This is a genomic window from Streptomyces sp. NPDC005820, from assembly GCF_040630255.1.
Taxonomy (GTDB): domain Bacteria; phylum Actinomycetota; class Actinomycetes; order Streptomycetales; family Streptomycetaceae; genus Streptomyces.
In genome coordinates this window covers 155,846-168,189 of sequence record NZ_JBEXXE010000006.1, presented here as the reverse complement: position 1 = coordinate 168,189, position 12,344 = coordinate 155,846, and the positions used below count along the sequence as shown (strand labels likewise).

The following is a 12,344-nucleotide window of genomic DNA, read 5'->3' as shown; positions in this document are numbered from 1 at the left end:
GGCGTCGTCGAGGCGGGGGGCCGGTCCGGTTAGGGTCGGTCCCATGCCGACTCCTGAGTTCATCACCGAGATCCGGGCCTCCGCGGGCCACCAGCTCCTGTGGCTCCCCGGCGTCAGCGCCGTCGTCTTCGACGACCGGGGACGCGTCCTGCTGGGACAGCGTGCGGACAACGGCCAGTGGACCGTGATCACCGGCATCCCGGACCCGGGCGAGCAGCCCGCGGACTGCGCCGTGCGGGAGGTGGAGGAGGAGACGGGCGTGCACTGCGTACCCGAACGCATCGTCCTGATCCGTTCCGGTCGGGAGGTCGAGTACCCCAACGGCGACCGGTGCCGGTTCATGGACGTCACCTTCCGCTGCCGGGCGGTCGGCGGCGAGGCGCGGGTCAACGACGACGAGTCCCTCCAGGTGGGCTGGTTCGAGGTGGACGCCCTGCCGCCGATGCACGAGAAGCAGGTGTTCCGCATCAAGCAGGCGCTCTCCGACGAACCGACGTGGTTCGAGACCACCCCGTCCGAGTGAGGCGCGGGAGCTGACCCCATGGGGTACGGGCCCGCGCGGTGTCGCGGGCACCGGCGTCGCGCCGGGCGCCGGGGTTCAGCCGACCCCGGCCCCCCGCGCCGTGACCACACCGTCGGCCTTCGCGCGCGGCGCCCCGCCCGAGCGCGCCTGCTTCTCGGCCACCACCTCGGCGGTGAGGTCCTGGATCTGCGCGCCCGTCTCGACGGCTGCCCGCCTGACTTCGAGGGCCAGGCCGACCGACGTCATGACGACGCCTCGTACCAGCGGTTTCACCACTCGCTTGAGCACAGGGGCGGTGATCAGGCCGATCAGGAAGGGAGGAACTACAGGGGGCATCCGTGAACCCTCTCGTGTGTGCACGGCACGGCTGCCGCCGCCGCACGGGCCGACACCGCCCGGCCGACCGTGCCGAGCAGGACTTCACCCCCACCGAAACACACCGTAAGCGGGCCTCGGCCGATGCGCCCGTGGACGCCGACGCCTTTCATTCGTTCGGGTCCGGCGCGCCCTGTTCGCCCTCGTCCAGCAGCGAGCACACCACCTCCACGACGAACTCGGGCACGCGGTCCGGGAAGTCGTGGCCGGTTCCCTCCGGGGTGTACACCCTCCGGCCCCTGCTGGAGGCCGCGAGGGACCGTTCTCTCACGGTGAGGAAGAAGTGCCGTACCCGGGCCCTCTCCTCCGGATCGCCCACCGCGTCGAAGATCGCTTGACCGCCCGTCAGATCGCGTGGGGCCACGAGGAGGAGGGGGAGCGAGCCGAGCTCGCCGTCGTGTACGACGGTCTGCCACCCGACTCTGGTGATGCCGGCGGGCGACAGCTCTCGCAGGATCGATGCCGCGGCGCAGTTCGCCCTGGTCCTGGTCTCGATCATGGTGAGGACCAGCGCCGGGTCCTCCGGGGAACGTGTCCCGTTCCTGCGCAGGAGGGCGTGGAGGCCGAAGAGGCGGCGCAGCGCGAGGGCGGTCTGGTCCCTGGTGGCATACCGCAGGGCCGGGAGCGACGGGCCGAATGCGACGACCTCGGGCGGGGTCGGATCGAGCAGCACCAGACCGGCCACCAGGTCGGGGCGGCGCCTGGCGGCGTTGGCCATGAGCAGTCCCCCGAAAGAGTGCCCCACGAGGACGTAGGGCCCCTGTTCACCCGCCCGCTCCAGCGCCGTGAGCAGTTCGACGGCCTCGGCTGCAGTCGTCCGCGGAAAGGGGCCCGCGTCGCTCCAGCCGGTACCCGGACGGTCGACCAGGACCGAACGCGCCCGTTCCCGCGCCAGCGCGTGCAGCCGGTACAGGGCGTACCCCCCGGTGTGGCCGCCCGGCATCCAGACCACGGTGGGCCTCGCACCGGAGTCCCCCTCGGCGAGGACGTGCATGCGGTGGCCGCCCACGTCGACCATGCGTCCGGGCGGCGGATACCTCACCCGTACCCGGGCCACATGCACCAGATGGCGGAGGGACCCGAGCGCGAGGGCGAGGGCCACGGCGCAGAGCACGCCGCCGAGAACGCGCCGGCCGGATCCCAGGGCGAGGCACCACGCGCCCACGGCCGCCGGCACCAGGGCGAGGGCCAGCCCGGCCCAGTCCCGGCCGAGCAGCCGGAGCAGCGCGTCGGCGACACGTGCACCCGGTCGCATGCTTCCCTCCCGTCCGAGCCGTCGTGGCCGCTGTCAGGGACACACCGCGCGCGCCCCCGCGCCCGGCACCAGCATGGTCCCCTGGGAACCCCACGGCCGCCACGCGCGGTGTCGGGCCGGGATCAGCCGCCTTCCTCGGGGGACCACGAGTGCCTCCGCGGTCGCCCGTGCACCCCGTGCCGTTCTCTCGCCACCCGTCGGCGCAGGGCGCAGAACGGCAGCTCACCGCCGGCCAGCACGGCCTCGTGAAAGACCCGCACGTCGAACGCGGCGCCGGCGTCGCGTTCCCACGCCGCCCGCAGGGCCGTGAACTCCACATACCCCGCCCGGTACGTCAGCGCCTGCCCGGGCATGTCGGTCGCGTAGCGCAGCAGCTCGGTCGTGATCTGTCCCTCGGACTCGGCCGCCGCGTGGCCGCGCATGAAGGCGCGCGCCTGCTCCAGGGTCATCGTCCCGAGGTTGAGGCCGGTGTCGACGACGAGGCGCTGCGCGGTGAACCGTTCATGGGCGAGGCGTCCGTACGCGTCCCACGGGTCGTCGTACAGCCCCATCTCCCAGCCGAGCCCCGCCGCGTACTCCGCCCAGCCCTCCTGGAAGCCGCTGAAGGCCGCGAGTTCGCGGCGCAGGTCGGGCAGCGCGGTGTTCTCGGCCTGACGGGCGAGGTGGAAGTGATGTCCGGGCGCCAGTTCGTGGTAGATCAGCGCGGCCGCGCCGAGCAGGGACCGATGAGCCAGGTCCGAGGCGTTGTAGCGGTAGCGCCCCACCGGTTGTGCGGCGGTCGGCGGTTCGTAGTAGCCGAACGTCATCGACGCCTCCAGCGCCGGGTCGAGGCGGGCCACGTCGTACGGAGCGCGGGGCAGCACCGCGAACCAGCGCGGCAGCAGCGGCACCAGGCGGTCGAGGTGTCCGCGGTAGCGGGCCTCGACCTCCTCCGGGGCGCCGGCGTACAGGCGCGGCTCCCTCGTGAGCCGTTCATGGAACTCCGCCTCCGTCCCCGTGAAGCCGAGCGTGCCGCGCATCTCCCGCATCCGCTCGCCGAGTTCCCGGCACTGCTCCCGGCCCAGATCGTGGAGGCGCTCCGGCGGGGTGTCGCCGGAGGTGTACGTCCTGACGAAGGACCGGTACGCCGCATCGCCGTCCGGACAGTGGGCCCATCCGACGGCCTGCGGCGCCCGCCCGAGGTAGTCCGGGTCGTTCACCAGGGCGAGGAGGCGGTCGAACGCCGGCTCCAGCTCGGCGGCCACGAGCCCCGCCACCGTGTCGCGCACACGCCCCCGGGCTGCCGCGTCGAGCCGCGCGAGCCGCTCGGCGTCCGCCCGGACGAACCCTGCCGCCGACGCCCGCAGCCGGGTGAGGGTGGTGCGGACCCCGGCCAGCGCCGGGGCCGGAATGCACAAGCCCCGGGCCGCCTGCCCGGTGGCCTTGTCGCCGATCGTCGCGACGCAGCGGGCCAGATCCCGTACGAGGGACACGTACCGGTTCGCGTCGGCCCGGCCCTCGAAGCGGAACTGACGGAAGACCGTGTCGCCGTACTGCTGGAGGCGGAAGAGCTGGTACGGCGTGGCGGTGGGGGTGAGCCAGTGGAACCGTCCCGACTCCGTCTCCTGTTCGGCCAGCGCCCGGAGGAAGCCCGCGGTGTCGGCGGCGGGACCGGACAGCTCCGCGGCCCGCAGCGCACCCAGCCGGTCCAGCATCCCGGTCGCGAACCGGGCGCGCTCGTCGGCCTCCGCGGCGGACACCCCCGGCAGCGACTCGACGGGCAGCCCGCGGCGTGTCCGCAGCAAGGGCTCACGGGCGAGCAGGAAGTCCCAGTACAGGGCCGCGAGTCGGTCGACCTCGCGCGTCGCCGAGCCGGCCGGGGAGTCCGAGGGGTGGTGCGCCATGGTGCCAGTGTCCGCCGAGATGGCGCCACGTCAGGAAACGACGTCAACCGCGAGTCGGGCTGCCTCACACGGACGGGGGAATCGTCCGGCCCGTTCGTGTCCGGCCCGGGAGAGCCGGTCCGGCACCCGCTGACCCGGTGGCACGATTCCCCCATGCACCGCCGAACCGTGTCGTTTCCCGGGTCCCGGTCGGTCGCGGTGGTGTCCGCCGCTGTCGTGTCGGCCGTGCTGGCCGGTTGTGGCGGCGGCGACGTGTCGTCGACACGCACCCCTGTCGTCGTGGGCGGCACCGTGACGATCGCCAGCGCAGCCGAGACCCCGAGTTTCCATCCGTACCAGCAGTTCGGCTCCGCCCTGGCTCCTTATGCCTACGACTCGTTGGTCAGTGTGGCGCCGGACGGGCGTGTCGTGTCGGGCCTGGCCGAGAAGTGGCGGGCCGGGGCCACGACGGCGCGTTTCACCCTGCGCCGGGGAGTGACCTGCTCCGACGGAACGCTCCTCACGGCCTCCGCAGTGGCCCGGTCACTGAGCCATGCGAGCGATCCCCGCAACCGGCTCATCGGCGCCAGAGCGGCACTGCCCGGGGTGCCGTTCACGGTGTCGGCCGACGACGCGACACGGACCGTGTCGGTGCGGATGGCGTCGCCGTACAGCTTCGTCGTGCGGACGATCGGGCTGCTGCCCGTCGTCTGCCCCGCCGGGCTGGCGGATCCCGGCGCGCTGGACAGGACCACGCAGGGCACCGGGCCGTACGTGCTGAGCCGCTACACCTCGGGCGGTCCGTACGTCTTCACCCGGCGCAAGGGGTACGCGTGGGGGCCGGGCGGAGCGACCAACGCGGCTGCGGGCCAGCCCCGGCGGATCGTGGTGTCGGTGCTGCCGCAGGAGTCGACGGCGGCGAATCTGCTGCTCACGGGCGGCGTGAACATCGCGGCGGTGACCGGCCCGGACCGCGCCCGGCTGACCGGTCACGGCCTGGCCACCGTCGAGGTGCCGACCGTGGTGGGGCTGACCTTCTTCAACGAACGGTCCGGCCGCCCCTTGAGCGATCCCGTGCTGCGGCGGGCACTGGTGGGCGCCCTGGACCGCGAGGGCCTCGCCAACGTGGCGATCGGCGGCGACGGAACACCCGCGAGCCATCTGACCGCCGCCGACTCCGTCTGCCACGCCGACCTGACCACCGCGAACCTGCCCTCGCGCAGCGCCGTTCGGGCCCTGCGCGCCGCGGGCTGGACGAAGGACGCACGCGGCAGGCTGGCCCGGCAGGGCCGGCCGCTGCGTCTGCGTCTGCTCAGCAGCGCCGACTTCGGCTCCACCCTTCCGTCGGTCGCCGAACTCATGGCCGTGACATGGCAGGCGCTGGGCGTGGACGTCGATCTCGTCAGCGAGAGCCGCAACGCGGTGGTCCAGGCCATGTACGGAAGCGGCGACTTCGACGTGGTGGTCGGCAGCTCCCCGGGCCCGCCGCTGCCCGCGCAACTCGTCCCGTACTTCTCCGGCCCGCCGCCCTCCGGGGGACTGAACTTCGCGTACGTCGTCAACCCCGCCTACGACCGCTTCGTCGCCCGCGCCCTGCGCGCACCGGGCACGGCCGGCTGCGCGGACTGGAACAGGGCCGCCGCGGCGCTGCTCCGCTCGGCCGACGCGCTGCCCGTCGCCGACGGCACGAGCACGGTGTACGGCTACCGGACGACGTTCGCCGTCGCGCCCGGCGGCCGGATCGTACCGACCAGCATCCGCCTGCACCGCTAGCGGCGGCACTCGCCCACCACCAGTCGAGGAGGTCTCCCGTGACGACCGTGTCCGCGCGGCCCGGTGTCCTGGCCCGGCGCCACCCGTGGGTGGTGTTCTGCTGCCGGCGTGCGGTGCGGCTGCTGGTGTCCCTCTTCCTGGTCGTCACCGCTTCCTTCGCGATGATCCGGCTGGTCCCCGGCGACCCCGTCCGGGCCGCGCTGGGCGTGGACGCCCCGCCGGACCTCGTGGCGGCGAAACGCCACGAACTCGGCCTGGACCAAGGCCTGTCGGCACAGTATCGGCAGTATCTGCGGCAGCTGGCCCACGGGGACCTGGGGGTGTCGCTGGTGACCGGCGAGCCGGTGGCCGACCTGATCAGGGCACGTCTGCCGGCCACCTTGCTGCTGGCCGTCCTGGCGTTCGGCTGCGTACTCGTCGTCGCCCTGCCCGGGGGGCTGCTGGCCGCGGTGTGGACCCGTGGCGGGCGGCGGCCCCGGGCGGAGCTGGCGTTCACCGCCACCACCGCCGTCGTGGCGGGCGTGCCGGACTTCGTGCTGGCGGCCGGTCTCACCGCGGGACTGGCGGTCGCCCTGCGCCTCTTTCCGGTGGCCGGGGACGTCGGACCCCAGTCCTATGTCCTGCCCGTGCTCGCGCTGGCGCTCGCTCCGACCGCCGTTCTCCTGCGGATCGTACGGGTGGAGACGCTCGACGTTCTCGCCGCGGACCATGTGCGGGCCGCCCGGGCGAAACGGCTGCCCTCCCTCCCGCTCTATCTGCGCCACGTGGTGCCGAACACGCTGACCGCGTCGCTGACGCTCGCCGGGAACCTCCTGCCGGCGCTGATCGCGGGGACCGTACTGGTCGAGAAGGTGTTCGCCTGGCCGGGCATCGGCTCGGCGATGGCCCAGTCCGTGGCCGCGCAGGACTACGCGGTCGTCGAGGCGTCGGTTCTGGTGCTGGGCTCGGCCGTCCTCGTGGTGAACTTCCTGGTCGATCTGGCCCTCGCGCTGCTCGACCCCCGATCGGTCATCCGGAAGACGTGATCCGATGGTGCTGTCGTCCCCTTCCCCTTCCCCTTCCCCTTCCCTGTCTCCTTCCCGGTCTCGTGCGTTCCGGGCGGCCTGGCGCTCGCCCCTGGGCGTGATCACCCTGGCGATGCTCGGCTCACTCGCCGTACTGGCCGCCGTAGGGGCCGTGCTGTACGGGCCGGCGGCCGGCGGTCCGGACCCGTCGGCGGTCCTGCTCGGGCCCACGGCGGATCACCCGCTCGGCACGGACCGGCTGGGGCGCGACCTGCTCGCCCGGCTGCTCGCGGCGACCTGGCCCTCCCTGCTGTCGGCCGTCGTGGCCACACTCCTCGGGGCGGCGGCCGGGATCACCCTCGGCGCGCTCACCGCCGTCGTGGGCGAGCGGGCCCGCCGACTGCTGGGAGCCCTGATCAACCTCCTGCTGGCCTTTCCCGCACTGCTCGTCGCGATGTTCCTCGCCGCCCTCCTCGGCGCGGGTGCGGGCGCTGCGGTGTTCGCCATGGCCGTCGCCTCCGCACCGGGCTTCGCACGGCTCACCCAGACCCTCGCGGCCAAAGTCGCCGGGACCGACTTCATGGCGGCGGCGCGCGTGCTGGGACTGCGCCGCCATCGGCTCCTCCTGCGCCATGTCCTGCCCCACATCGCCGAACCGCTGCTGCTCAACACCACGGTCGCCGCGGGCTCGGCACTCGTGGCCCTGTCGGGACTCAGCTTCCTGGGACTGGGGGTGCAGCCCCCCTCGTACGACTGGGGACTCCTGCTGAGCCAGGGGCTGGACCGCATCTACACCGAACCACTGCCCGCCGTGGCACCCGGCATCGCCATCGTCTACGCCGCCGTGGCCTTCCAACTGCTCGGCGAGGTGCTGGCCGGAGCCGCCGCGCGACGGCCCCGCCCCCGCCGGAGGGAAGAGCCCGCGGCGCACCCGGCGCACCCGGCGCAGCCGGCACACGCCGATCGCCCGGGAGCGGCGGCCCCCGTGCTGGAGGTGGAGGATCTGCGGGTCGCCCTTCCCACGGCGGACCGGGTGGTCCGGCCCGTCCGCGGTGTCACGCTCGCCCTGCGGCGCGGCGAGATGGTCGGGCTGGTCGGCGAGTCCGGCTCCGGCAAGTCACTGACGGCGCTCGCCCTCGCCGACCTGCTGCCGGACGGCGCCGACGCGACCTGGCGCACCCACCGGTTCCTCGGCAGGGACGCCGCGTCGTCGACCCGCACGGAGCGACGCAGGCTGCTGGCGACGGGAATGGCGATGATCTTCCAGAACCCGGCCTCGGCCTTCAACCCGTCCCTGCGCATCGGAACGCAGCTGACGGAGGCCGTGCGTGCGCACCACGGCGTCTCTCGCGCCGAGGCCGTCGAGCGGGCGCTGGCCCAGCTGCAACGGGTCGCGCTGCCCGGCGGGCGTCGGCTGCTGCGCTCCCGCCCCTTCCAGCTTTCCGGCGGTCAGCGCCAGCGCGTGGCGATCGCCGCCGCGTCGATGATGCGGCCCGCCCTCATCGTCGCGGACGAGCCGACGACAGCCCTGGACGTCACCGTGCAGCGGCAGATCATGGACCTGCTCCGCCGGGTCCGGCGCGAGGACGCCACCGCGATCCTCCTCATCAGCCACGACCTCGCCCTGGTGGCCGACACCTGCGACCGGGTCCTGGTCATGTACGGAGGAACGATCGTGGAGAACCTCCCCGCCCGCGAGCTGGCGACCGGCGCACGGCATCCCTACACCCGGATGCTCGTCGCCTCGGTCCCGGACCTGGCCGCGGAGCCGGACCGGCCCCTGCGCACGATCGAGGGGGGACCGCCCGATCTGTACGGCGCGATCCCGGGCTGCGCGTTCCACGACCGCTGCGCTCATCGAGTGGACCGGTGCGCCGAGGAGAGCCCCGTGCCGGCCTCGCTCGGCCCCCGGCACGAGGTCGCCTGCTGGCGACCGCTGCCCCCGGCCGTGTTCAGCGGACCGCGTGAGACCGAGGAGGCGGAGCAGTGACGGACAGGGGAGGGCTGACGCTGTACGACGTCACGGTTCGCCACCAGGGGCCGTTCGGGCCGGTCACGGCGGTGGACGGAGTGTCACTGGAGGTTCCCCCGGGCACGACGGTCGGCCTCGTCGGCGAGTCGGGTTCGGGAAAGTCCACGCTGGCCCGTGCGGTCGTCGGGCTGGACAGCCCGTACGCCGGGCGGATCACGGTCGGTGGGCGGGAGTACCGCGGGCGTCGCGCGGCCGAGCGGCGTCGGCTGGGGCGGCAGGTCCAACTGGTGTTCCAGGACCCGGACACGGCACTGGACCCTCGTATGACGGTCCGTCAGTCGATCGCGGAATCGGCGGGCGCCTTCGTCCCGCTGGACCGCCGGAGCCGCGAACAGCGCATCCGCCAACTGCTGGAACTGGTCGGCCTCGACGCCGCCTGCGCCGACCGGGTGCCGGGGGAGCTCTCGGGCGGCCAGCGTCAACGGGTGGCCGTCGCCCGCGCGCTGGCCGTCGATCCGACGGTTCTCCTCGCGGACGAGGTCACCTCGGCGCTCGACGTGTCGGTCCGGGCGGCGCTGCTCACCATGATCCGGGATCTGCAGCGACGCATGGGTTTCGCCATGCTGTTCATCAGCCATGACCTCGCCGCCGTCCGCCATGTGTCGGACGTCGTCGCCGTGATGTACCTCGGCCGGATCGTCGAGACCGCCCCCACCGAGGACCTGCTGCGTGGCCCCCGGCACCCCTACACCCGGTCGCTGCTGTCCGCCGTGCCGAGCCTGCACCCCGGACGGCGACAGGCCGTGGAGCCGCTCCTCTCCGGTGAGGTGCCCGACCCCGCGGCGCCGCCGACCGGATGCCGCTTCCATCCGCGGTGCCCCGTCGGGCCGGCCCGGCATCCCGGACGGGAGGTCTGCGCCGCACGGGACCCCCAGCAGGACGCGGCGGGACAGCCGCACCGTGCCGCATGCCACTTCCCGTACCGCGCCGACGGGGTGCACCCGGCGTGAACGGCCCACGGCCGAGAGTGCCGCCCGTCGAGACGTCATGCGCCGACGGACGCCCGTGCACGAGGCCGGTGCCGGACCGCACCGGCCTCGTGCACGTCGGGACAGGGCTACCGGCGGCCGCGGGCCGGTGCCGGGTCGAGCTTGGAACTCAGCACCGACAGGAAGGTCGGGAGCCTGTCCACCGCGGATTTGGGGACGGGGGTGACCTGGACCGTGTCCCGCACCACGTCCTGCACGACGAGTTTGTAGGCGCCGTCCTCCTGGACGAGTTCGGCGGCGTAGAGCAGCTTTTCCACCAGAGGTCCTCGGGTTGTGTCGTGCGACGGGTCAGGCGCCGTTGAGCCAGGCGTTCCAGACCTTGGTGGCCTGCTGTTCGTCCGCGTCCTCGGCGAACAGGTGGTGACCCAGCCAGATCGGCCAGTTCCAGGTGGAACCGTTGAAGAACCGGTACAGCGCGTCCGGCCCGCGCAGGCCGACGAAGTCGGGGCTCAGCCAGTCCACGACCACCTCCTGCGGGCCGCCGTCCGCACCCGGGACGTCCAGCGGCAGCCGGTCGCCGACGGCCGTGTCGTCGGTGAGGCCGAGGCGACGGCGCAGGGCGGCGAAGTCGGCGGGGTCGTCGGTGCGCTCGGCGCGGCCCGCCTTGACGTAGACGGCGGGCCGGCCGGCGAAGTGCCTCAGATACTCGGCGAGGGCGTGCTGGTAGAAGTCGACGTGCTTCTCGGCCGCGTCCGCCTTGGTGTCCCAGTAGTCGTCGACGACTCCCGTGTGCACCCAGTGGATTCCCATCCGCAGGTGGCTGGTTTTGTCGTCGAGCCGCTCGATCCGGTAGGTGAGCGTGTTGGAGAACCCGTCGTCCAGGGCCACGCGCACGGCGAAGTGGTGCGGCGGTTCCCACGCCACGACGTCTCCGTCGGCGCGGGTGACCTTTCCGCCGACGCGCGGCTCGACCTCCATCGGGTACAGCCAGCCGAGGTTGCCGGCGCCGGTGGCGACCGCATCCCAGACCTGCTCGGGCCGGGCGGGCAGGTCCTGCTCCCGGCGGACCTCGAACTCTCGGGCCATGGTCAGTTCTCCTTCGTCCTCGTTCAGGGGGTCAGTAGGTGAGCGGGAGGGCGCTCAGCCGCCGTTGCAGGGGGTTGGGCCGCCATTCGAGGGCCGCCCCCTCGGCCTGCCGCAGGTGCGGGAGCCGGCGGACCAGCGTGCCGACGGCCACTTCGGACTGGAGCCTGGCCAGCGGACCGCCGAGGCAGAAGTGCGGGCCGTTGCCGAAGCTCAGATGCCGGTTGCCGGGGCGGGACAGATCGAGCCGGTCGGGGTCGTCGAACCGCTCGGGATCACGGTTGGCCGCGGCGAGGAACAGGTACACCAGCTCGCCCTCGCGCAGCGTCCGCCCGCCGATCTCGACGTCCTCGGCCACCACCCGGACGATCGCCTGGGTCGGTGTGTCGTAGCGGACCAGTTCGTCGACGGCCGAGCGGATCAGCGCGGGGTCCTCGCGCAGCCGGGCCAGCTGCTCGGGGTGGCGCAGCAGCGCGAGCATGCCGTTGCCGACCAGATGGGTGGTGGTCTCGTCGCCCGCGGTGATCAGGACGAAGCAGGTGGACAGCAGTTCGGAGTCGGTGAGCCGGTCGTCCTGCGCCTGCGTCGTGACCAGGGCGCTGATCAGGTCGTCGCCCGGGTCGGCCCGGCGTCGGGCGACGAGTCCGGCGAGGTAGTCCTCGTACTGCTCGATCGCCGCCTCGGACTTGGCGATGTCCTCGGTGAGCCGGCCGAGGCGCCGGAACCAGGCCTTGACCTGCGGGCGGTCCCCGGGCGGGATGCCGAACAGCTCGCAGACGACGGACAGCGGCAGCGGGGAGGCGACCGCCTCGATCAGGTCCATGGACGGTCCCGCCGCGACCGCCTCGTCGACGAGCCGGTCGACGATCCGCCCGATGCCGTCGCGCAGGGCCTCGACCCGCCGGGCGGTGAAGGCGCGGTTGGCCAGCTTGCGCAGCCGGGCGTGGTCCGGCGGGTCGGTGTTGGTCATCACCCGGCCCAGCCGGTCGGTGATCCGGCTGAAGGCCTTCAGGTCGCCGCCGAGCGCCCCGTAGGCCCGGGTCATCCGGTCCCGGTCGTTGGACAGACGCAGATCGCCCAGGGCGGCCTCGACGTCGGCGTACCGGGTGAGGTACCAGATGCCCTGGTCGCTGCGGTGGACCGGGCTCTCGCGCCGCATACGGGCGTAGAACGGGTACGGGTCCCGGCGGGCCTCGGGCGTCCGCAGCGCCGCGGCGAGGTCGCCGGGCCGGACGGGGCCCGCGTCGCCGCGAGCCCCGTCCAGGGTGTCGGTGGAGGTCACGTCGGCCGCGCTACCGCTGGGCGTCCATGGCGTCGACGAGGCTCTTGGGCCGCATGTCGGTCCAGGTCCGCTCGACGTACTCCAGGCAGGCGGGTTGGGTGTCGGGGCCGTGGGCGACGGTCCACCCGGCGGGGACGTCCGCGAACTCCGGCCACAGCGAGTGCTGGTTCTCCTGGTTGACGAGCACGAGGAAGGTGCCGTCCTGGTCCTCGAACGGGTTGGTCAT

General features: G+C 73.4%; 12 protein-coding genes. 5 read left to right on the top strand and 7 right to left on the bottom strand.

Annotation, left to right across the window (positions count from 1 at the left end; all coding sequences use genetic code 11):
* Positions 1-43 precede the first annotated feature (43 nt).
* Positions 44-523 (top strand): NUDIX domain-containing protein, encoded by a 480-nt coding sequence (locus ABZ464_RS09525; RefSeq protein WP_359273331.1) that lies wholly within the window; start codon positions 44-46, stop codon positions 521-523.
* A 75-nt stretch (positions 524-598) separates the two neighbouring features.
* Here the strand turns inward: ABZ464_RS09525 and ABZ464_RS09520 are convergent, their stop codons facing one another.
* The 3 genes from ABZ464_RS09520 to ABZ464_RS09510 all read right to left on the bottom strand — a co-directional run bounded on the left by ABZ464_RS09520 (position 599) and on the right by ABZ464_RS09510 (position 4,036).
* Entirely contained in the window at positions 599-859 is a 261-nt protein-coding gene (locus tag ABZ464_RS09520) for a DUF5132 domain-containing protein (protein WP_359273329.1), read from the bottom strand.
* 148 nt (positions 860-1,007) lie between these two features.
* A complete protein-coding gene (locus tag ABZ464_RS09515; RefSeq protein WP_359273326.1) occupies positions 1,008-2,153 on the bottom strand; it encodes an alpha/beta fold hydrolase in 1,146 nt (381 codons plus the stop codon).
* Positions 2,154-2,275: 122 nt separating this feature from the next.
* Positions 2,276-4,036, bottom strand: coding sequence for a DUF885 domain-containing protein (locus ABZ464_RS09510; protein ID WP_359273324.1), 1,761 nt, complete (start codon positions 4,034-4,036; stop codon positions 2,276-2,278).
* Positions 4,037-4,189: 153 nt separating this feature from the next.
* Between ABZ464_RS09510 and ABZ464_RS09505 the strand changes: the two genes are divergently transcribed.
* The 4 genes from ABZ464_RS09505 (at position 4,190) to ABZ464_RS09490 (ending at position 9,774) form a co-directional block, all read left to right on the top strand.
* Positions 4,190-5,788 carry an ABC transporter substrate-binding protein gene (locus ABZ464_RS09505; protein ID WP_359273322.1) on the top strand — a complete coding sequence of 533 codons (1,599 nt, stop codon included), beginning with the start codon at positions 4,190-4,192 and terminating at the stop codon, positions 5,786-5,788.
* 38 nt (positions 5,789-5,826) lie between these two features.
* On the top strand, positions 5,827-6,813 hold the full coding sequence (locus ABZ464_RS09500) for an ABC transporter permease (protein ID WP_359273320.1): 987 nt from the start codon (positions 5,827-5,829) through the stop codon (positions 6,811-6,813).
* Positions 6,814-6,910: 97 nt separating this feature from the next.
* Complete coding sequence (locus ABZ464_RS09495) at positions 6,911-8,782, top strand: dipeptide/oligopeptide/nickel ABC transporter permease/ATP-binding protein (RefSeq protein ID WP_359273318.1); 1,872 nt, start codon at positions 6,911-6,913, stop codon at positions 8,780-8,782.
* Positions 8,779-9,774: an ABC transporter ATP-binding protein gene (locus ABZ464_RS09490; RefSeq protein WP_359273315.1), complete on the top strand. Its 996-nt coding sequence runs from the start codon at positions 8,779-8,781 to the stop codon at positions 9,772-9,774. Before ABZ464_RS09495 ends, ABZ464_RS09490 begins: the two co-directional genes overlap by 4 nt.
* Positions 9,775-9,881: 107 nt before the next feature.
* On the opposite strand, the gene ABZ464_RS09485 is transcribed toward ABZ464_RS09490, so the two are convergent.
* Genes ABZ464_RS09485 through ABZ464_RS09470 form a run of 4 tightly spaced genes read right to left on the bottom strand, consistent with a single transcriptional unit; the run spans position 9,882 to position 12,344 of the window.
* A complete protein-coding gene (locus ABZ464_RS09485; RefSeq protein WP_359273313.1) occupies positions 9,882-10,070 on the bottom strand; it encodes a hypothetical protein in 189 nt (62 codons plus the stop codon).
* Between the two features lie 31 nt (positions 10,071-10,101).
* Entirely contained in the window at positions 10,102-10,839 is a 738-nt protein-coding gene (locus ABZ464_RS09480) for an SRPBCC domain-containing protein (protein WP_359273311.1), read from the bottom strand.
* Between the two features lie 31 nt (positions 10,840-10,870).
* Positions 10,871-12,118: a cytochrome P450 gene (locus ABZ464_RS09475; RefSeq protein ID WP_359273308.1), complete on the bottom strand. Its 1,248-nt coding sequence runs from the start codon at positions 12,116-12,118 to the stop codon at positions 10,871-10,873.
* 10 nt (positions 12,119-12,128) lie between these two features.
* Positions 12,129-12,344: an MbtH family protein gene (locus tag ABZ464_RS09470; protein ID WP_359273306.1), complete on the bottom strand. Its 216-nt coding sequence runs from the start codon at positions 12,342-12,344 to the stop codon at positions 12,129-12,131.

Bases quoted from the DNA above. Each gene is read 5' to 3' on its own strand.
- ABZ464_RS09505 (WP_359273322.1), top strand. From the start codon at position 4,190: ATGCACCGCCGAACCGTGTCGTTTCCCGGGTCCCGGTCGGTCGCGGTG.
- ABZ464_RS09525 (WP_359273331.1), top strand. From the start codon at position 44: ATGCCGACTCCTGAGTTCATCACCGAGATCCGGGCCTCCGCGGGCCAC.
- ABZ464_RS09480 (WP_359273311.1), bottom strand. From the start codon at position 10,839: ATGGCCCGAGAGTTCGAGGTCCGCCGGGAGCAGGACCTGCCCGCCCGG.
- ABZ464_RS09470 (WP_359273306.1), bottom strand. From the start codon at position 12,344: ATGACCAACCCGTTCGAGGACCAGGACGGCACCTTCCTCGTGCTCGTC.
- ABZ464_RS09510 (WP_359273324.1), bottom strand. From the start codon at position 4,036: ATGGCGCACCACCCCTCGGACTCCCCGGCCGGCTCGGCGACGCGCGAG.
- ABZ464_RS09515 (WP_359273326.1), bottom strand. From the start codon at position 2,153: ATGCGACCGGGTGCACGTGTCGCCGACGCGCTGCTCCGGCTGCTCGGC.
- ABZ464_RS09520 (WP_359273329.1), bottom strand. From the start codon at position 859: ATGCCCCCTGTAGTTCCTCCCTTCCTGATCGGCCTGATCACCGCCCCT.